Below are 19,853 nucleotides of genomic sequence, written 5' to 3'. Positions count from 1 at the left end.
TAAGGGGATATGACATTGTCGGAAAAAGAAAAGAAAGATGAATTGCAAGTAGTAAGAAAGAGAAGAAGGTTGAAAAGAATAACAGGCATTCTTGTCTTGATCATTATAGCGGGAATTGGTGGTACTGTTTATATGAATAGGGGGGAAGAAAAGCCCGTGGAGGGCCCTGCAAACCAGATCGTACAGGTACAGAAAACCAATATGACCGAGTCGCTTACCGTGACCGGGACCGTGCAGGCTTCCAAGGAAGTCAATATTAATTTTACAAATGTCGAGGGTGCCAAGCTCATTGCTGTTAATGTCAAAGCAGGAGATAGCGTCAAGGCGGGCCAGATTTTAGCCCGTTTAGATGATTCAGATGCCAGATTACAAATTAAAAATGCCGAATCCAATGTGTCGATTGCCAGAGCCAAGCTGGTGGAAGCCAAGCGTGGACCGAAGCTCAATGATATCGAGTTGCAAAAGGCAAATGTCCTGAAGGCACAGATGGCGATAAAAACAGCCAAGGACGGGACGGAATTAGAGGAAGCCGCTGCACAAAAAGTGTCGGTCAAGGTGACTTTGGATAAAGCCCAAAAGGATTATGATGACCAGTCTTATCTGGTTCAGAATGATGCGGTTGCAGAAAGTGACCTGGCGACGGCCAAGCAAAGCCTGGATAAGGCAAAATTGGATATGAGTAATGCCGAGCTGCAGTACAAGAAGGTACAGACCAAACAAAATCAGGCGATTGAGGAGGCGGAAGTGGGCTATAAAACAGCTTTAATACAATTAAAGACTGCACAATCCCCGCCTGAAGCTTCCAACATTCAATCTGCACAGGCTTCTTTACAGCAGGCTGAAACGGAATTGGAGCAGAAGAAAAGTGTCCTGAACAAATTACAGGTTACGGCGCCGTGGGACGGGATCATTTTGAAAATCAACGGTGATGTGGGGACCAGTCCTACCGCACCTTTTATCGTAATGAATAACTCCAACACAGGGGTTATGAAGGTGAGTGCCAAGGTTAACGAAAGTGATATCGCTAAATTGAAGACTGGACTTCAGGCTACAATGCACTCTAATTCATTCCCGGACAAAGCATTTAAAGGCGAAGTCCTCTTTGTTTCTCCAGAGCCGGTTACGGAATCCAATGTGACTACATACAAAATTGAATTGTCTTTGGATAGCCAAAACATAAGGCTGCAACCAGGGATGAATATGGATGTATCACTTCTGTTGGCTGAGCGCAAAGATGCGCTGTCTGTGCCATTGTTCGCCTTGAGATCCGAAGGTGGAGTGGATGGAGTATATGTAGCGAAAAACGCCGCCAATCCGGCAGATTATGAGTTTAGGCCGGTGAAACTGGGTGTCTATACAGCGGATCAGGCCGAGATCAAGTCCGGTGTCAAGGAAGGCGAAACCATTGTTATTCCTCCTCAGAACAGCAGTGCTGGCCTAAATGGCAGTGGAGGGGGGCAGCCACAATGAGCGAAACTCAATCCCATAAAACTGTTATCGAAATTAAAGAACTGAAAAAAATGTATGAGGTAGGCGGTCAGGAGATTCAGGCTCTACGCAGTGTGAATTTATCCATTAACGAAGGTGAGTTTGTTGCTATCATGGGGCCATCTGGTTCGGGCAAGTCTACCATGATGAATGTGATTGGCTGCCTTGATCATCCTGATACCGGGAAGTACTATCTGGATGGGTATTCCATATTAGATGCTCGTGAGAACGAGCTTTCGGAGATTCGAAATCAGAAGCTGGGTTTTGTGTTTCAGAAATTCTATCTGCTTCCCCGAACTACAGCATTAGCCAATGTGGAACTGCCTATGATGTATGCAGGTGTATCTGCCAAGGAACGTCGGGAAAGAGCCATAGAAGCGCTTCGGAGCGTAGGTCTTGCAGAACGGATGTATAACAAGCCTAACGAGCTTTCTGGCGGTCAGCAGCAACGTGTCTCCATTGCCCGAGCATTGGTAAATAACCCGGTTATTCTGCTGGCGGATGAGCCTACGGGTGCACTGGACACGAAGACGAGTATCGAGATTATGGAACTGTTTCAAGGGCTGAATGAACAGGGAAAAACCATCGTCCTGGTTACTCATGAGCTGGAAATTGCGGAATATGCCAAACGATTGATCAGCTTTCGGGATGGTAATATTGAGCGGGATGAACGTATTACGAACAGACGGATTTCATCAAGGATGGTAAGCCTATGAATTTGATGGAAACGATCCGTGTGTCAATGAATAGCTTAACGACCAATAAGCTGCGCTCATTTTTAACGATACTTGGTATTATTATCGGGGTGGCAGCGGTCATTGCCATTATGGCAATCGGAAACGGCTCTAAGGCCAAGATTAAGAACGAGATCAATAAATTAGGAAATAACGTGCTTATGGTTGCTCCAGCCATGCCAATGACCGAGGAAGAAGTAAACTGGGATAACTTGCCCTCATTTACGTGGAATGATGTCAAGGCATTGGAACAAAAAAATTCGATCGCGGCATTGATGCCCCGTATTTCAAGCAGTTCAAAAGCTGTATGGGGGCGATATAACTATAATGCAACCATTGTAGGGACATCCGCTTCATTTTATAGAGTCAAAAAGTTTTCCTTTGCCGAGGGAAGAACATTTACCAACGATGAGCTGGACAAACGTATGAATGTGGCTATTCTGGAAAGCAAAGCGGTTGTACGTCTGTTTGGCGGCGATACCAAGAACGTGATTGGACGAACGTTTCAAATGAAACAGCTCCCTTTCAAAGTGATCGGAGTCTTGAATTCTCAGCCAGCTACGAATTTAAGCTACAGTTCGAATGACCAAATTTACATCCCTGCTACAACCATGATGAACCGTCTGGGTGAGAAAAATATTACCGGCCTGGATGTGTCCGCCAATTCACCAGCTTTGATGGATCAGGCTCGATCAGATATATTGGAAAGCTTGCGTATGACACATCAGCTAAAACCCTCGGAACCGGATCAATTTCAAGTAATGAGTCTGTCCGAAGCAGCAGGTGCAGCTTTAGGTGTAGATAATATCATGAGCAGCTTGCTGGGAGGTGTAGCCGCAATATCGCTCGTGGTAGGGGGCATCGGAATCATGAATATTATGATGGTCTCCGTTATAGAGCGTACAAGAGAAATCGGTATTCGGAAAGCGATCGGTGCCAAGCCGAGAGATATTATGATTCAATTTTTGTCTGAAGCGGTCATTTTCGGTCTGATGGGAGGTATACTCGGGGTTGTTACTGGCATAGGAGCCTCCAAAATAATTGAAGCAACGGCTCATATGACCATTGAATTTACGCTCACACCTATCCTATATTCATTCCTTAGCTCTGCAGGCACCGGCATCCTATTCGGTGTATACCCAGCTTATAAAGCAGCGAGCTTGAAGCCTATAGATGCATTGAGATACGAATAATTTTATTAACAAAAAAGATATAAGCGCTCTGGATGTCACAAAGAGCGCTTATATCTTTTTTTCATTTTCAACTTATATAGGAATTGAACTATTGCGTATAACATTAAATCAACTTTTTTCGTGTACATGTTCTCGGCGGCGAGATACCAGCCGGACAAGATCAAGTGTTAGTAAAGGGAATGTCATACCCGCTGGATAAGCTAAGTATCTTGATTGCCATTCGGGAGAGAATTTTTCTTTGTATCGGCGTAATCCGACAAATCCATACCAGTGTTCCCCATACTTAAATATAAGGCGAGCTAATTTTTCTTTGTAGTGTGCATTTCGGTTTTCACCGACATTGGAGAGTGGAGACATCCCCAAATTAAAGCGTGAATAACCTTGATCTTTAGCCCATTCAATTAGACGTATTAATAGCACATCCATCGTACCATTTGGTGTATCGTTTAAATGGCGCATTAGATCAATGGAAATGACTTTATTTTGATCATAAGCTGGGGCTAATGTTGCAAAAGCCAAAATGTGGCCTTCAGCATTACGAAGCAGTGTTAAGGGTGAGCGCTGAATATATGCTTCGTTAAACCAACCTAAAGAATAAGACTTCTCTTTACGATTGCCGAGCCATTCCTTCGAAATTTGACGCAATTCAGATATTAATTCTGAGTGATAGGGTGGGGCGAGAACTTCAAATATCTGTTTTTCTCGATTGGATTTATTTAATGCAGTTCGCAAGTTTTGATTTTTCTTCCCGCTTAATGTGAATGTGTTTAGCGGAACCGAAGCTTCTTCGCCTAATTTGAAGAATTTATAGCCATTTTCATGATAAATCGATAGATATTCTGGAGTTGCCTGGTAAAAAACAACGGATAATCCATATTGGTTCGCATAACGCTGGAATTCTTGGATTGCAGCACTGACAAGTGTTTTATCGCCTACTGGATCGCCGAGTACTATTAATTTTTGTCGGACTTGCGAATAAGGAATTAAAATTTGATCCTGTTGTGCCCAATAAAAACATTTGTCTCCTAGATACAGAAGATGAGTCAAAACATTACCATTTTCTTTTGCGATAAACTGCGTTAATTTCTCTGTATCGGTTTCATTCGGTCGTCTTCCTCGGTAACGATGTGGACGCAATGTAATTATAGACGTCATCGCAATGAATGCTCCATTAATACCAAGAAGAACAGTCATAGTAAATGTCCCTGCACAGAACCACAACATTTGCAGAAATTTAAGCTTAAGAAACATATCTTTCATTGTGTCGTCGACTCCATTTTTACTCATAATCATCTGAATATTAGTTAATAAAAACGTCCAACTTAAGAATTTTCAATACCGATCTACTGTCTGGTGCATGGACGGATTATAGACTTAGAAATCATAATAAAAAAAACTAAGGAATTCATATGAATATTTCTAAAGAAAATCTAAAGAATTTAAAGGTGATTATAACATCACTCTTTTATTGCAGTGTGCCTGATGAGTGAGTGTACTTTTACAATAAAATGGTAATAAATAAAAAATAGGCCCCATAAAGACATCCTGTAGCATATACAGTGTCTTGATGGAGCCTGACCATTTTATTAACGAGAGAATCGGTTAAAAACAACAAAAAGGGTTGGAGCAGGGGATAGCCCCCGATCCAACCCGTATTTCTTACCTCCTTACAACTCAGTCCCCCATACAAGCTTCCCGTTCATATACCCGGTAACCTGTTCATTGTCTACGAACTGATTGCTGGATGCCTTAAACGAGTAATCGTCAGCCTGGTTGTAATTGGACCAGTCGGTTTTGGAGAACCGAGCTTGAACTTCTGCGCTCTGGCCGGGATTAAGCGTTCCAGCCGAACTCGTAAAGCCAATTTCCAGATAATAATCGGCTCCGGCAACCGGAGTCGCCAGTTTAACGAATTTACTGGTTACATTCGCACTCCCGATACTGGACCAGTCGCACCAGAAGTTCTGTGCTTTTTCCCCGTCAATCGTATAGTAATACCGGAGTTTTACATCACTTAACTTAATCGCCGAATCACCGGTGTTGACTAATTTGAATTTGGGTGAAATTCCATTGGTGGAGGCACTCGTGTTGCCGTTGAAGGCTTGGATCGTCAAGTCTCCCGCCGGTACAGGAACACTGTTGTCCACTACATTTACTGTAAGAACAGCGTTTTTTCCTCCGCTGAAATGAAAGGTTATCGCATTCTGGCCCAGCGGCAGCGTGGCAAGATAGGATTTGCTCAGAACGATAGCAGCGCTTGATTCCGTATAATCCTGTCCCGATGTAAGAGTATAATTTCCATTTGTTATGCTTGCAAGCTGGTGTCCGTTTAAAGTAAGGGATACAGGAATATCCTGTTGCAGATTCTCCGCTTTATCATATGTCGCACTCACGGGCGTAATCGCAGCGCTCGGTGTTGAATCGACAATTTTGACTTTTAAGACGGAATCTTGTCCTTGATTAAAATCAAAGACGATCGAATGCTCGCCAACCGGCAGTGCAGCCAGGAATTCTTTTTTCAGCAGCAGCGTATTTTCGCTCAAGGTATAATCCTTAGTCGCGGTCAATGCATTGGCGCCTGCTCGGAGAGCAGTTAACGTATTGTCGTTAAAATTCACGGTTATGGATTTGTCGCTTTGATTGGGCGCATATTTGTCAAATTCGAGGTTTGTAGGTGTGATGGACGCTCTTGGGGTTTTATCGTCAACCTTTAAATCGGGCAGCTCATCCAACGTGATTACATAATCACTTTGATAAAGCGTTTTTAGGGTGTCTGGATAATTAAAAGCGGAACTCATGAGATGCTCGCCATACCAAGGCAAGAAGTAGAGCCATCCCGATTTTTCTTCTGTCAGATTCTGTACGCTTGGGACGGTGTCGTTCTCCGTCATGGCCACCATTTTCTTGCCGTTGGTTAAATCAACAAGCTGATAGAAAATCGAGGTAATGGCATCCTCATTGGGTACGCCGGACAAACCGTCATAGCGGTTGTAGACCGTATTGTATTTATCATAGCCGACAATATCCACCTTATCGTTGCCAGGATACCATGCGGGAGAAGTGCTATACACGTAGCTGTTATAGGTCCAGATCAAGTTGTGCAAGCCGTACGTTTCCGTAAGTTCGGTATAGAGCTGATCCCACAGCTGTTTGTACACATCCGCGCCTGCCGAAGCCCACCAGAACCACGCGCCTTCCCCTTTCAACCCGCCGTTGCCCTCCGCCTCATGATAAGGACGGAAAATAACCGACACATTGTTATCTTGCAGAATCTGCAGCTGTTTCGCCAAATCCTTAATGGTCATCTGCACGTATTGATATTCTTTAGTACCGGGAACCACCGCATTGGCTGTATTAAAATTGGTTTCCGTCGGCTTGTAGGTGGCGTTCTTCCAATCCACAGAATCCCCGAGCTGATAGGCGGTGAAATTTCGGGGCACATTGATATGCCAGGAAGCTGTCGCGATCCCGCCCCGTTTATTTACCCAATTGATCATCCGATCGGTTGTGCCGTCCTCCCAACCGTACAACGGATTATAGTTCATCAAATCGAAGCCGCGGATTGCCGGATACTTTCCGGTTAAATTGTGAATCCAATCAAACTCCAACTCAGTATTGCCGTCATTGCCGCCTCCGTAAATCTCCTGCTGACCGGAGATCATATGGTTGCCGTAAACCTCCGTTAAATAATTCATCAAACGTTGAGTTTCCGGTGTGGCTTTAGAATCGGTGAGGACAGGCTGCACATTCAAGGGATCAAGTTTAGCATAATCCACAGTGAAGGTGTCAAAATAAGCGAATCCCCAACCGGCCTTCAGTTGGATGGTATTGCTTCCTTGTTTCAGCTTATGGAAGCCAAAATCGAAATTCGACCACGTGGTCGTATAAGGCAGCATATACGAACCTTTGGTATCTCCGTTAACGGTTAAATATTGAAGCCTACCGTCAGGACTCAACTCCTGCATGTACCGAGTGGAGATCGCATACATGCCAGTTTCCGGGACAGTCACTGTGAAGGTTATTGTACCGGAATTCTGCATCCAGACAAATCCACTCCCAGAGAATCCGGGCTTGGGTTGTCCGTAAATTTCAGTCGCCACTTGAAGATCGGAGGTGAGTTGGGCGTCTTCGCCTTCAATCGTGAAAAGTGTGGTGTCTGCATGAACGGGCGCTGTTGTTAGCATTCCAAGCAGCAGAGTAAATGCCAGCATAAGTGCGCTTGCATTTTTGAGCAATTTCTTCATTTTCATCTTTCCTTTCTGTGCAAAATTTGATAAATAATCTCGAAATCTGTCAACTCATGGCGGCGATTTCATAGTAAACATAGCACGTTCGCCAAATTTTGTAAATGTATCAACATTAAAAAGTTTTGCCCTTTCTTTTTCCACAATCCCTACGTCCTTCCACTCTTCTTTTCCTCAACGCCAACCCCTTTAGTTCTCCATTTGAAAATAGAAAAATCGGGCTGATTAAAATATCGGATTTTGCATGGAAGGACAAATACTGAGTGGAGGGCAGTTGAAGCATACTTGTACTTCGTTTAATTAAGGAATATAGGTCATTAATTTTATGAAATCTTCTTTTTTGAAAGTTATAAATTCACTATAAAATTTATTAACAAATAAATAGATTCTAGTAATTTAAAGAGAGAAGAGATAAATAAAATCAATGATTACTCTTTGTTACGGAGGAGATCCGTGATTTGGGGGCCTATTTTTATATGTTTTTTTAGATACTGTTGCGTATATATATATTAATGTTGATGGAAATTAACGAGAAATGATAATACATAACCAAAATGTGATCATTTTTTTATCGTTATAAACAATAAATCATAAATAAATGAGCGAGTTTACATAGAGATTAAAAAAAATAAGAAGATGGGCCTCAGCTAGAAGAGTGACTGGAAAGGAGATGATGAGCGTATGGTAAGTACGCTTGTTGAGGAAAAGAACATTCAGGTCTCCTGTAGCTCTGCATTTGGACCACGGCAAGACGGTTGACAATTGCCTGCGTGCGATTGATGCGGGCTTCACTTCTGTCATGTTCGATGGCTCCCATGGCCCGATTGAGGATAATATCCGGGATACGAGAAAGGTCACAGCATATGCAGCTGCTGGTGTATCCGTAGAAGCGGAAGTCGGTACGGTAGGTGGTATGGAAGATGGCCTGATCGGCGGTATTCAGTATGCAGATCTGAATGAGTGCATACGGATCGTAGAAGAAACAGGTATTGATGCACTGGCAGCGGCACTGGGTTCCGTACATGGCAAATATGCTGGAGAACCGAAGCTCGGCTTTGACGAGATGGATGCGATCTCGCGAGCGGTCGGCATTCCTCTGGTTTTGCACGGTGCTTCGGGGATACCGAAGCATCAACTCGACCGGGCGATCAAGCTAGGTCATGCTAAAGTGAATATCAACACCGAATGTGTGACGGCCTGGTCACTTCAGTTGCGTAACACGCTAACGGAGGATTTGGAAACGAGAACCGAGAAAAATATTAACTCCGGCGAGAGACGCGATTCGGGAAACGGTGCGTGCCAAAATTCGTGAATTTGGCTCGAGTCGTAAAGCGGTCAGTTTAAAAAAATAAATAATAGCGTTCTATACAAAAGCAGCATGTTTCTTCACTGTAACCAGGACGGAACGTGCTGCTTTTTTGGCTTTGAGCTTATGGCGTCACGATTTTGATACCATGTTCTGATGCATATTGCTGGTAGCTTAAGTTTGGTGTGCTGTTGGTGATCAAATAGTCAATATCGCTGAGAGAGCAGTACGTAGTGAGGGCATATTTGTCGAATTTGCTGTCATCAATCATTAAATACACGTTCAGGCTTTTTTCCACAACTGTACTTTTAAGGTCGGTCTCTAGCGGAGATGAATTAGTTACTCCGTTCGTAATCGAAATGCCCGTTGAAGCGACAAAAGCTTTGTTAATGTTATATTTTTTAAGCAGCTCAATACTTTGAAAGCCGACGAAAGAATTCGTTTTACGCTCAAGCATGCCACCCGTAGAGAAGATAGACAGGGAAGGGAAGGGCTTAGCTTCATGAATAAAATCAAAATTGTTCGTTACAATCGTAAGCTGCTTGTGTTGAATGTAAGGTAGAAGCTCCAAGGTCGTCGTCCCCGAATCAACAAAAATAACATCCCCGTCCTCAACGAACTGGGAAGCCAGCCTGCCAATCTCCTGCTTCTTGGTGAAATTCTGATCGCGTCGTTCGTTGAAGACAACAAGGGTAGAATGATTGACAGAAACCCCACCATACACTTTTTTTATGATCCCGGAATCGACAAGAGACTGAACATCTCTACGGATTGTAATCTTGGATACTCCAAAATGCTCCACCAGTTCTTCCAATGATACCGATTCATGCTCAAAAACGTATTCCTTAATCTGATTAATTCGTTGCGATTTGATCATTTGTTGATTCTCCTAATGACATTTTTAGTTAAAGTTCTGATCACAGTCGACAATTTTAATGGTTAAATTCATCATAAGCGACCTGAAATGAAAAATCCACATAAATGAGCAAACCTCAACTTCATATCATGGGTTTGGATTAATACTTGGAGGGGGTTTTTCATATGGCAAAAAAGGGAGAGGCATTTCAGGCTTATAGCGAGGTGTTCAAAACCGAGGTTGTTCAGACGTATCTGGAGGCTCTAGGTGGGCTTTTTATTTGGGGGAGTACCAGCGTAAGCTGATACCACCCGTAAAGTAGATGTAATTAAATAGGAAACTTGGTTACTTTCTAATGCCGATGAGCAGGACATCCGCTTCGAAATCATGCATATCGATGATCGTGATTTGCTCTTGCACAGTTCTCAGCAATGCTCAGTTTAATCAAATGTTTCCTCTCCTAACGGTTGCCATGGCAGAAACGGCGATCGTTTGCCATCCGCCGTTTCTGCTTTTTTTCTATTTTACTATTTTACTATTTTACTATTATGAGATGACAGGACTTGCTACGTTTTCACTCGCTTGCTGTTGTTTCAATTGCTCCTGCGCTTCGCGTTCCTTATTCAGCGCCTGTTTGTCCAGCGCTCTAAAGAACGGATAGTAGATCAGCATACTGATCGGAATTAGCACCAGTTGTGCGGCGGCCAGTCTCCAACTGCCCTCGATGAAGCCCAGAGCAAAGATGGGGGTGCCGAAAGCCGGGTAAATCCCGATGGGTGCCGGCAACAAGCCGATGTTGGTGCCAATATAGCCGAGTACCGCACAAATGATAGGAGTAAAGACATACGGAATCGCCAGCAACGGGTTCAATACGATGGGAATTCCGAAGATCAGTGGCTCGTGAATCGAGAAAAAGCTACCCGGAAGACCAAGCTTCCCGATGGTGCGAAGCTGTGTACTCTTGGCCATGAAAACCAACAGCAGGGCGAAGCCGAGCATCGGTGCATAGTTGCAATAGATGAACCAAAAAGCTATCCCGATAATGTTCGGAAGCGGAGTGCCTGCCTGGAAAGCGTTAAGGTTAGCCAGATCCAGACTCAACCAGATCGGTTGAACGATAGCGAGTGTAACAATTGCCCCGTGAATCCCGAACATCCACAGAGCCTGCATAATGATCAGCGCGATAATCAAAGCACCGAGTGATCCGCCCAATCCTTCTAGTGGTACTTGGAGATAAGTGTAGATTAAATCGTGAACCGTACCGAACGGAGTCTGCATGAACAGACCGGCCACGATGACGAACACAAGTGCTACCAAGACAGCCGGGATCAATCCGGAGAAGGTTTTGACAACGGTAGGCGGAACCCCGTCAGGCATTTTGATCGTCCAATTGCGATCGACAATCCAAATATACAACCGTGCGGCAATCAAGCCGACGAACATGGCGACGAACAATCCCTGTGCGCCGAGCCATTGGAGCGGCAAGGCCCGGACTTTATCAAAGGTCTGAACCGGTGTGACGATCAGAAAAGAGAGAAGGGCGGTTGCTGCCGGAACAAGGGGGTCCTTGTCAAAAGCTTGCGCCAGTCTGTAGGCTATAAAAAACACGGCATACAGAGCAATGATGCCGGTGGTCATCGTCGATGCCAACTCGATGATACCCTTCACGGGCGCAATGAGATTCTGGTAAGGCTCCCAAGCAAGCGCAGAGAAAAGGGTTGCAAAAGCGCCGATAATCAGAAAGGGAAGGGTGGACATCAGCCCGTTGGAAATTGCGCTCATGTAACGGTTTTGCTGAATTTTGCCCGCCACTTTTTGAAGCTTATGAGAGAATTTTTGTTGGTTGGCCATAGTTATTCAACTCCTGCTTTAGACTTTCATTCGCGTATAAAATAAATGAGAGAACGCTTCCATTTTGGCAGATGGGTAAACACCTAACTTTGAACTTTACAGCTTAAGCGCGTCTCCCAGCACCTTTTCACCGTTCATCATACCGTAGTCCATCGTGTTGATAACGCTTACTTTCATGCCTTGAGGTTCATATTTTGCCTTGAAATCATCCTCCAGGTAGCCGACCTGTGGTCCAATCAGCAGCACATCCGTCTTGTCAGCATATTCTTTAAAAGAACCTTCGGAAGTAGCTCTGATTTCAACCTCAAGGTTTTGCGCTTGGGCAGACTTTTGCATTTTCTGTACCAACATACTTGTAGACATTCCAGCAGCACATACCAGTGTAATTTGTTTCATTAATTGTTCCCTCCGATTGAAGTGTGATTTGATATTTCTTCATAGCGATTCAATCTGGCGTAAAGCTCGATCATATGGCCAGCCAGATCTTTAGTTGTGATGGCCGACATCAGGTGATCTTGAGCATGTACCATTAGCAGTGTGATTTCGTGGACGGTTCCGCCCGCTTCTTGTTGAATCAGCCTCGTTTGTAATTTATGCGCTTTCACTAACTCGGCTTTGCCTTCTTCAAGCCGCTCTGCCGCCTGCTGTGTATGACCTTTTTGAGCCAGAGAGATCGCTTCCATCGCCTTACTCTTGGCAACGCCAGAATTGGTTATAATTCCCATTATGATTTCCTGATACTCATCCATCTCTTTCACCTCATGCTTTTTTCTCTTTAGCTTACAGATTCAGTGTAAAGGCTTACATCCGAGATCTAAACCCAAGTCTTTTCCGCCAGTAGCGGAAATTCATTGATCGTTACTGCTCAAGAACAGGGAGGGACATCAAAAAGCTCCAAAGCAGCACCCGTTCTGTGAATATCAGCCGGATGCTTCTTTGGAGCTTGGTATCAATACAGCTTATATTTAACGATAATTCTGGAGAATTCCTCGTACGTTTCGCATTTTAACATCTGCTGGATGATATCCGAATTGTCGACCAGTTCCATGAGATGTTGATACATTTTGGCCGGTGGCTCTTTGCCGTTTCTTTCAATGCTGAGGAGGCAGATGAACTGCACGGGTTTGTCGCCCCAATCGATAGGCTGTTGAAGGGTGCAGACCGACCATACGGTTTGATTGCTTTGCGGAATGATAGGGTGGGGAATGGCTACTAAATTTCCGTAAGCCGTGGGTGCAGCCTGTTCTCGTTCCAGAACGAGTCCAATAAAGCCTTCGGCAGAACGGATCAGCCCTTCACAATATATTTTTTGGCCCAGAAAAGAGATGACCTCTTCCTTGGTGGTAAAATTTTGTCTCAGAAATACGAGCTCTTCCCGGATGTAGTGAAAAGCAAACTCGGCTTCACCAGCCAGCAAACTTTCAATTTTGTTCATATCGCTGCCGCCAAGAAGCGTCTGCACCACCACGACCGGAACGGATAATGGCTGCTGAATGGGAATGGTGCTCACCACGAAATCAATGTCATGCAGGGGAACCTGCTGAAGCTTGTAATATTCCGTTGTACCCGCCACTTCAAGCGAGCTGCCAAAAGTGCTTTGCAGTTTGTACTTGAGCAGTCGGGCGCTTCCGACTCCTGAAGTGCAGACGACCAGACAACGTTTTGGCCGGGTGTTCATACGCTGTCTTTCGATGGCTGCTCCGATGTGAATGGCCAGATAGCCCATCTCCGCTTCCGGGATCGCAATATTCAGCTTGCTCTCGATCAGCTTGGCACCAATGACTCCTGCTTGAAAAGCCAGAGGATAGTTGCTCTTGACATGATCCAGCATGGGGTTTCGGATGTTCATCCCGTACTTTACCCGGTTCAGCGCTGGCTTCAGATGCAGGCAGATACCTATGAGCAGTTCCGGATCACGGCTGATGTTCAGGTTCAAATCCCTGTCGATCTCGGCGAGCATTTCCTTGCCCAGTTCATAGATGTTCCGGTCCAACAGCTTCTCGGGTCCCATGTCCTCCATTTGCTGTCCTTCAATCCCGACAAACCACTTGTTTCCGACAAGATGCATGGCAATGTAGGCGATCTCGTCTTCAGGAAAAGACAACTGCAATTCCTTTCCGATCAGCTCAGCAATATGCTCGGCAGCCCGAAACTCATCGGTGCCTCGCAGATCTCCTATTTCCGTTGAGAGCATGGCCACCTGGTTCCCGTCACGGATACGCTTGCAGGCGATTGCAATATGAATGGATAAATTGCTGAAAGCGATATCGGATAGCGTCACTTCATATTTCTGAGTCTGTTCCAGAATGATTCCGCAGATCAGTGTCATTTCGCGGGGGCTGACGATGCGCAGCGCTGCATGAAGTGTTCCGCCTTGTTCTTCAGAACGGCTTACAATAAATTCGGACAAGCAAAACCGCAGTCGCACTTCATCACCCTTCAGTTTGACTCCGTAATTCGGCCGTTTGTCAATGGTGATTCCATAGCTTTGTAAGGTTTGTTTAACCTCTTTGAAATCATTTTGCACCGTAGACTTGCTTATATATAGCTCATCTGCGAGGTCTTCCAGCTTCACATAATGATCAGCGAGCAGGAGACGCTTTATTAAATACAATTGCCGGTAGCCGGGAGAACCTGGATCATCGGGCTCGCTGGATAGGAACAACTGCTGCAGCAGCGCACGAAAACTACGATTATCCGTAATTTTCAGTTCATATCCCCTTGAACGAACAGGTTCAATTGCTGCCCCGTGCTTGGATAGGAATTCATCAAGTTCCCGGATATCGCTACGGATGGTACGTGAAGTAACCTGGATCAATTTGGCGAGATAATCACTTTTGACAGGAGCGTCGGCAGCCAGCAAGTGCTGAAGAATTGAAACCATACGCGCATTCATTCAAGGTGCCCCCTTTCTGTAAAGCAGAATAAATGCAGTGTACACTGAACCAAGTATGAACAGAATAATTGTCTTCATTTGTTAAGACTGATTTTAGAGTTTGATAACATATAAGATATTATCCAAAGATGATGTAAAATCAAATCTGCAGGTAAAAATAATAAAATCCCTTGCGAACGCAAAGAGTTGAATGAGTTAGCAGTAGATTCAAAATGTTAAGCGGTTCCAATTTGTTAATTAAAAACCTCCGATTATTCCAAGTGCAACACCTGCAAAATAACCGGAAGCTTGTAGTAAACTCAAAAAATAAATGAAGAAGATTGAATCAACAATTGGCGGGAGAAGATGGTGTATGCGGTTATTCTGAACGTATTACCGTCTGCACCGCATTCTGCCAACCTGCATAAAGCCGCTGGCGGCTGACTTCGTCCATGCTAGGAGTGTAGTGCTCATATAGATTCTGATCAGAGGTGTCTCCAGTGACGATGCTAGGTTCCGACCAATATCCGACTCCGAGACCGCCCAGATACACAGAGCCCATTGCAGACAGCTCGGCACAGGTAGAGCGAGTAACATGGGTACCCAGGATATCTGCCTGGAACTGCATTAGCCAGCTGTTGGATGAGGCCCCACCATCTGTACGCAGACTCGTTAGGGGCACACCGGATTGCTCGCGTATAAATTCTACCGCATCTCTCACCTGATACCCGATACTCTCCAGCGCTGCACGCACAATATGTGCTTTGCCGCTTCCACGGGTCATGCCCAGAATTGCAGCACGTGCAGAGGGATTCCAGTAGGGAGCACCTAAACCGACAAAAGCAGGGACCAGATATACGCCCTCATTGTCCTGCAATCCGGTGACCATGGATTGCATTTCCTCAAATGACGAGAATAATCCCAGATTGTCCCTTGTCCATTTTATGCTGTCTCCGGTCGTGCGTATAACTGCTTCCAATGCATAAGTAACCTTGCCTGAAGCACCCCAGGCAATCGTTGTGACAAGACCTTCGCCGCCCTGCACGGGTTCCGGACCGATATTCATAAGTACCGACGTTCCAGTCCCATATGTCGCTTTGGCGTCGCCAGTTTCAAAGCAACGGTGTCCGTACAGTGCACCCTGTGAATCTCCGATTATCCCTGATATAGGTACTTGTTCGTCCCATAATTGCGCTTCCTGTGTATAGCCATACAAGGCATCGGATGCTTTTACCTCAGGGAGCAGGGAGGAGGGAACACCAAATATGTTGCACAAATCCATATCCCAAGCCAGGGTATGGATGTTAAAGAGAGAAGTACGGCTGGCATTGCTGTAATCGGTTGCATGTATTTGACCACCCGTAAGTTTCCATAGCAGCCAGCTGTCAATGGTTCCTGCAAGCAGTTTGCCTTCAGCAAGCAGTTGGGATGCATGAGGCACATGATCCAAAATCCATTTGAACTTGGCAGCAGAGAAATAAGGATCGAGCATTAGTCCCGTCTTGGAGCGAATAATATCCTCATAGCCATCATCTTTCAACCGTGCGCAGACCTCTGCCGTCCGCTGGCACTGCCATACAATGGCATTATAGATAGGCAAGCCGGTAGAACGGTCCCAGATCAGAGCCGTTTCGCGCTGATTCGTAATGGTCACTGCGGCCAGCGAAGAAGGAGAAAGCCCGGCTTTCTCCAGCACGCCTTTCGCAGCAGTGAGTACATTTTGATATATCTCAAGCGGATCATGTTCAACCCAGCCTGGCTGGGGGTAATATTGCTTGTGCTCCAAAGAATAACGGGAAATTACTTCGCCCTGCCGATTGACCAGTAGTGTTTTGGTTCCGGAAGTGCTTTGATCGATCGCCAGAATATAGGTCTCGATATTCATTACAGCTACAGCTCCTTACTTGTTAATCAGTTCGAGCGCAATCTTGTTGATATTCCCAGGTGTAAGCCCGTAATGTTCAAATACTTCAGCTGTTTTGCCCGCAATCGCCGGCTCATCCGGTATGCCCAATACTTTCATTGGAACGGGGTGATTTTGAACTACGACTTCTGCTACGGCAGCACCCAAGCCTCCGAATACACTGTGCTCTTCCACGGTGATAATACCTCCGGTTTCGCGTGCTGCGGCGATGATTGCTTCCTCATCAAGAGGCTTGATGGTGTGCATATTGAGGACACGTGCTTTCACACCCGCTTGCTGGAGTAACTCAGCCGCATCCAGAATGATACGGACAGTTTCACCAGCGCCAATCAGAGTAATGTCTGATCCTTCTCGTAAGGTGACAGCTTTTCCAATCTCGAACGGATAATCATCGGACGGATAGACATCTTCGACAGCATTGCGTCCGATCCGTACATATGCACCTCCGTTATGCTGAACCAGGGCTTCAGTCATTTTTTTGGTTTCATGACGATCGGCGGGCAGTAAGACCATTAAACCTGGAATCGCTCTGGCTACGGCAATATCCTGAACAGAGTGATGAGACATTCCCAGTGCGCCGTAGCTGACACCGCCGCTTATCCCGATCAGCTTTACATTGGTCCCGGAATAGGCTACATCTACCTTGATTTGCTCAATACTGCGCATGCTGAGGAAACAGGCAGGAGAGGTGACGAACGGCTTTTTACCGCTGTGCGCGAGTCCGGCTGATATCCCGACGATATTTTGCTCGGCAATGCCTACCTCCACAAATTGTTCTGGATATGCAGCGGCAAAAGGAGCCATGGCAGCAGAGCCGCGGGAATCACTAGCCAACACCATAATATCCCGATCTTCTTTGGCGAGGCTAAGCAGTGTTTCACAGATGACCTGACGATTTGGGATTTTGTTCATTGTTTATCTCACCTGTCCTTCCCCGGATAATTCGTCTATTTTTTGCTGTAGTTCAGCCAGTCCGCGTTCAAGTTCTTCATCGTTTGGAACATGGTGATGCCACGCTGGAATACCCTCGGCAAAGGATACGCCTTTTCCTTTTATCGTGTTTGCCAGCACCAATGTTGGTTTGCCCTCAATTTCGGGGGCGTTGCGGAATGTATGAACCAGTTCCTCCATACTGTTACCGTCAATGGAGATGACATTCCAGCCGAAGGCAGCCCACTTCTCCTCCAACGGCTCAAGTCCCATAACCTCTTCGGTTGTACCGCTGATTTGCAAGCCGTTGCGGTCAATGATGCCGACAAGATTATCCAATTTGTAATGAGCGCCTGCCATAGCAGCTTCCCAGTTGGAGCCTTCAGCTTGCTCCCCGTCACCCATCAGACAGAATACACGGTAGGATCGCCCGTCACGCTTGGCAGCCAGCGCCATGCCGACTGAGATGGGGAGGCCATGGCCCAATGCGCCTGTATTCATCTCAATACCGGGAACTTTATTGTTCGGATGCCCAATCAGACGGGTTCCGAATTGGCTGTAGGTTTTCAGCTCTTCTTTTGGGAAAAAACCACGGTCTGCCAGAATGCACCATAAAGATTCGACGGAATGTCCCTTGCTGGCAACAAAGCGGTCGCGCTCCTCCCATTTAGGATTAGCGACATCAATATTCATGATTTCGTAGTACAGAGCGGTGAGTATGTCCGTGTTGCTCAGCGAGCCTCCCGTATGCCCTGTTTTGGCACGATGAATAATGGTGAGCAGATCCTGACGGATTTGTGCGGCTTTGATTTTCAAGTCTCGGATTTCCATAGTGTCTGTCCTCCTGAAATAATATAGTTACACCAGAATGTTTGACTTCGTAGTAGTGAGATCGGAGCCGCGCAACCAGCGTTGGATCTCCTGTTCGGTAGGATCTACCGGGTCTGCCTTGACGCCTGGCAGGTAATTGCAGGCCTCGTAGAGAGCCGGGATAACGTTAGCGTGAATGCCGACAGAGTGGTGGACGTAAGGACCTTTGACGAGCTTTTCTTCCCATAACGGCCAGTCGTTGACTTCTACCCAGACATACGAGCCGCGGGTATAAGGCCCCTCAATTCCTTTAGCTTTGCCGAGGAAAATAGAATACTCCCCGTGGTCACCATCAAAACGAGCGATGGTCATGCCGCCGCCTTTGATTTGTCCTTCATGTGTACCTGGCGCGTGATCATCGAACAGGAAATGCTTGCGCAGCTTGGGTTTGTTCTCAATAGACATGGATACTGGAAAGTTCCCACAGTGGAAAAGAAGTTCTCCATTGTCATTCTCAGGGTGACGTACCGTAATATCAGCAAAAAATGTTGGCAGTTCGTTCATCGCAGCCGCTTGTACCATAACTGAAGTAATAGCTCCGTGAATATCGGTTTCGCAGGTGACCGGAATTTGTTCATCTGTCAAAATGGCATTTGCCAGACAAGGCATAATTCCCATGGCTTCCTGGAGGGCAGACCAGCATTGGATAGCGATGGCTGTACTTCCCGTTTCCACAGCATAGGATTTCATGGCTACTTTAAGTGCAGCGATTCGTCTGACATCATCTTCGGTGACTTCACTGTAGTCCAGCTTTTCTTTGATGTAATCAATCGCTTCTGAAAGTTCAGCACTGCTCCCGGATGCAATTTTCTTGGAGCGAAGCTGAATATCTACCAGCGTAATCGGATGGATTTCAATACCGAATCGTTCCAACAGTTCTCCTTCATTGCACATCATGGTCCAAAAGGAAGGGGGGCGAGGGCCGATCTGGAGAATCCGCAACCTATTGAACTGTCGTACGACATTGGCGGTAGAAATAAAGTTGTTAAACCCTCGTTCAAATACAGGATCAGTCACACGACTGTTTGTTATATAGGTGAATGGGACATTAAAGCGGCGAAGCACTTTTCCGCTGGCGAACAATCCGCACTGGGTATCCCGCAATCTCATGCCGTCAGCCAAAGGTGCTTCATCTCGTGGTCCCCACAATAGAACCGGCTTGCCAAGTGCCTTACCCACACGGGCAACGGTATCCTCAGTTCCGAAATTACAATGGGGGAAGAAAACGGCGTCGACTTCCTCTTCCTTAAAACGTTTGATAATCAAGTCAGCGTTAATATGATCGTCATACAGCAAACCTTCTTCATTAAGCCCTTCCAAATCCACAATATCAATGTTCATCCCGAAGCTCTCGATTTGTTTGCGAATGGCAACTTTGTAGCGGAATGCATCCTCAGCACTGAAGGTGAATCGTCGTGTAGGCGCATAACCCAGTTTCAGCTTTTTCATTAATAACTCTCCTTTACTGGAAGTAAATAAACTGAAATGAGACTAAACAAAACTAAACTAAATCAACTAAAATGTATGAAGTTTTATTTTCAAAATCATCGTATCACCTCTATAAATCGCTGTCAATTGGCTG

The 19,853-nt window shown here is 45.7% G+C and carries 14 protein-coding genes and 1 pseudogene; 4 read left to right on the top strand and 11 right to left on the bottom strand.

From position 1 onward, the window contains the following. The first annotated feature begins 15 nt into the window (after positions 1-15). From KQI_RS0109310 to KQI_RS0109300, 3 genes are read left to right on the top strand one after another with little or no spacing between them, the layout of a single operon-like run. Positions 16-1,470 (top strand): efflux RND transporter periplasmic adaptor subunit, encoded by a 1,455-nt coding sequence (locus tag KQI_RS0109310; RefSeq protein WP_010346497.1) that lies wholly within the window; start codon positions 16-18, stop codon positions 1,468-1,470. Continuing rightward, on the top strand, positions 1,467-2,204 hold the full coding sequence (locus tag KQI_RS0109305) for an ABC transporter ATP-binding protein (RefSeq protein ID WP_010346495.1): 738 nt from the start codon (positions 1,467-1,469) through the stop codon (positions 2,202-2,204). Before KQI_RS0109310 ends, KQI_RS0109305 begins: the two co-directional genes overlap by 4 nt. Beyond that, entirely contained in the window at positions 2,201-3,415 is a 1,215-nt protein-coding gene (locus KQI_RS0109300) for an ABC transporter permease (protein WP_010346492.1), read from the top strand. Before KQI_RS0109305 ends, KQI_RS0109300 begins: the two co-directional genes overlap by 4 nt. Before the next feature lie 108 nt (positions 3,416-3,523). Here the strand turns inward: KQI_RS0109300 and KQI_RS26740 are convergent, their stop codons facing one another. Both KQI_RS26740 and KQI_RS0109290 read right to left on the bottom strand, forming a co-directional pair. Next, entirely contained in the window at positions 3,524-4,675 is a 1,152-nt protein-coding gene (locus tag KQI_RS26740; RefSeq protein WP_010346491.1) for a phosphatidylglycerol lysyltransferase domain-containing protein, read from the bottom strand. 407 nt (positions 4,676-5,082) lie between these two features. Further along, positions 5,083-7,659 (bottom strand): glycosyl hydrolase, encoded by a 2,577-nt coding sequence (locus tag KQI_RS0109290; RefSeq protein WP_010346490.1) that lies wholly within the window; start codon positions 7,657-7,659, stop codon positions 5,083-5,085. A gap of 681 nt (positions 7,660-8,340) precedes the next feature. Between KQI_RS0109290 and KQI_RS26735 the strand changes: the two are divergent. Further along, a pseudogene (locus KQI_RS26735) lies at positions 8,341-9,011 on the top strand (ketose-bisphosphate aldolase); the annotation flags it as partial. Positions 9,012-9,089: 78 nt separating this feature from the next. Here KQI_RS26735 and KQI_RS0109280 read toward each other — a convergent pair. The 9 genes from KQI_RS0109280 to KQI_RS0109230 form a co-directional block, all read right to left on the bottom strand. Then, positions 9,090-9,842, bottom strand: a complete 753-nt coding sequence (locus KQI_RS0109280) for a DeoR/GlpR family DNA-binding transcription regulator (RefSeq protein ID WP_010346487.1) — start codon at positions 9,840-9,842, stop codon at positions 9,090-9,092. Between the two features lie 525 nt (positions 9,843-10,367). Continuing rightward, positions 10,368-11,672, bottom strand: coding sequence for a PTS sugar transporter subunit IIC (locus tag KQI_RS0109265; protein WP_010346486.1), 1,305 nt, complete (start codon positions 11,670-11,672; stop codon positions 10,368-10,370). A gap of 96 nt (positions 11,673-11,768) precedes the next feature. Then, positions 11,769-12,068, bottom strand: a complete 300-nt coding sequence (locus KQI_RS0109260) for a PTS sugar transporter subunit IIB (RefSeq protein ID WP_010346485.1) — start codon at positions 12,066-12,068, stop codon at positions 11,769-11,771. After that, positions 12,068-12,421 carry a PTS sugar transporter subunit IIA gene (locus tag KQI_RS0109255; protein ID WP_010346484.1) on the bottom strand — a complete coding sequence of 118 codons (354 nt, stop codon included), beginning with the start codon at positions 12,419-12,421 and terminating at the stop codon, positions 12,068-12,070. The genes KQI_RS0109260 and KQI_RS0109255 overlap by 1 nt, the downstream gene beginning before the upstream one ends. Positions 12,422-12,621: 200 nt before the next feature. Next, complete coding sequence (locus tag KQI_RS0109250) at positions 12,622-14,568, bottom strand: BglG family transcription antiterminator (RefSeq protein ID WP_010346483.1); 1,947 nt, start codon at positions 14,566-14,568, stop codon at positions 12,622-12,624. A gap of 358 nt (positions 14,569-14,926) precedes the next feature. Then, on the bottom strand, positions 14,927-16,432 hold the full coding sequence (glpK, locus tag KQI_RS0109245; RefSeq protein WP_010346480.1) for a glycerol kinase GlpK: 1,506 nt from the start codon (positions 16,430-16,432) through the stop codon (positions 14,927-14,929). Between the two features lie 15 nt (positions 16,433-16,447). Further along, positions 16,448-17,383, bottom strand: a complete 936-nt coding sequence (locus KQI_RS0109240) for a transketolase family protein (RefSeq protein ID WP_010346478.1) — start codon at positions 17,381-17,383, stop codon at positions 16,448-16,450. 3 nt (positions 17,384-17,386) lie between these two features. After that, positions 17,387-18,232 (bottom strand): transketolase, encoded by an 846-nt coding sequence (locus KQI_RS0109235; RefSeq protein ID WP_010346476.1) that lies wholly within the window; start codon positions 18,230-18,232, stop codon positions 17,387-17,389. 27 nt (positions 18,233-18,259) lie between these two features. Next, complete coding sequence (locus KQI_RS0109230; RefSeq protein WP_010346475.1) at positions 18,260-19,720, bottom strand: L-fucose/L-arabinose isomerase family protein; 1,461 nt, start codon at positions 19,718-19,720, stop codon at positions 18,260-18,262. Positions 19,721-19,853 lie beyond the last annotated feature (133 nt).

Origin of the sequence: Paenibacillus peoriae KCTC 3763 (assembly GCF_000236805.1) — a bacterium.
GTDB lineage: Bacteria > Bacillota > Bacilli > Paenibacillales > Paenibacillaceae > Paenibacillus > Paenibacillus peoriae.
The sequence above is the reverse complement of the archived record's forward strand: the minus strand, read 5'-3'. Positions and strand labels throughout refer to the sequence as shown.

Excerpts from the sequence above, each read along its gene's own strand:
- KQI_RS0109305 (WP_010346495.1), top strand. The coding sequence starts at position 1,467 with ATGAGCGAAACTCAATCCCATAAAACTGTTATCGAAATTAAAGAACTG.
- KQI_RS0109300 (WP_010346492.1), top strand. The coding sequence starts at position 2,201 with ATGAATTTGATGGAAACGATCCGTGTGTCAATGAATAGCTTAACGACC.
- KQI_RS26740 (WP_010346491.1), bottom strand. The coding sequence starts at position 4,675 with ATGAAAGATATGTTTCTTAAGCTTAAATTTCTGCAAATGTTGTGGTTC.
- KQI_RS0109290 (WP_010346490.1), bottom strand. The coding sequence starts at position 7,659 with ATGAAGAAATTGCTCAAAAATGCAAGCGCACTTATGCTGGCATTTACT.
- KQI_RS0109280 (WP_010346487.1), bottom strand. The coding sequence starts at position 9,842 with ATGATCAAATCGCAACGAATTAATCAGATTAAGGAATACGTTTTTGAG.
- KQI_RS0109265 (WP_010346486.1), bottom strand. The coding sequence starts at position 11,672 with ATGGCCAACCAACAAAAATTCTCTCATAAGCTTCAAAAAGTGGCGGGC.
- KQI_RS0109260 (WP_010346485.1), bottom strand. The coding sequence starts at position 12,068 with ATGAAACAAATTACACTGGTATGTGCTGCTGGAATGTCTACAAGTATG.
- KQI_RS0109255 (WP_010346484.1), bottom strand. The coding sequence starts at position 12,421 with ATGGATGAGTATCAGGAAATCATAATGGGAATTATAACCAATTCTGGC.
- KQI_RS0109250 (WP_010346483.1), bottom strand. The coding sequence starts at position 14,568 with ATGAATGCGCGTATGGTTTCAATTCTTCAGCACTTGCTGGCTGCCGAC.
- glpK (WP_010346480.1), bottom strand. The coding sequence starts at position 16,432 with ATGAATATCGAGACCTATATTCTGGCGATCGATCAAAGCACTTCCGGA.
- KQI_RS0109240 (WP_010346478.1), bottom strand. The coding sequence starts at position 17,383 with ATGAACAAAATCCCAAATCGTCAGGTCATCTGTGAAACACTGCTTAGC.
- KQI_RS0109235 (WP_010346476.1), bottom strand. The coding sequence starts at position 18,232 with ATGGAAATCCGAGACTTGAAAATCAAAGCCGCACAAATCCGTCAGGAT.
- KQI_RS0109230 (WP_010346475.1), bottom strand. The coding sequence starts at position 19,720 with ATGAAAAAGCTGAAACTGGGTTATGCGCCTACACGACGATTCACCTTC.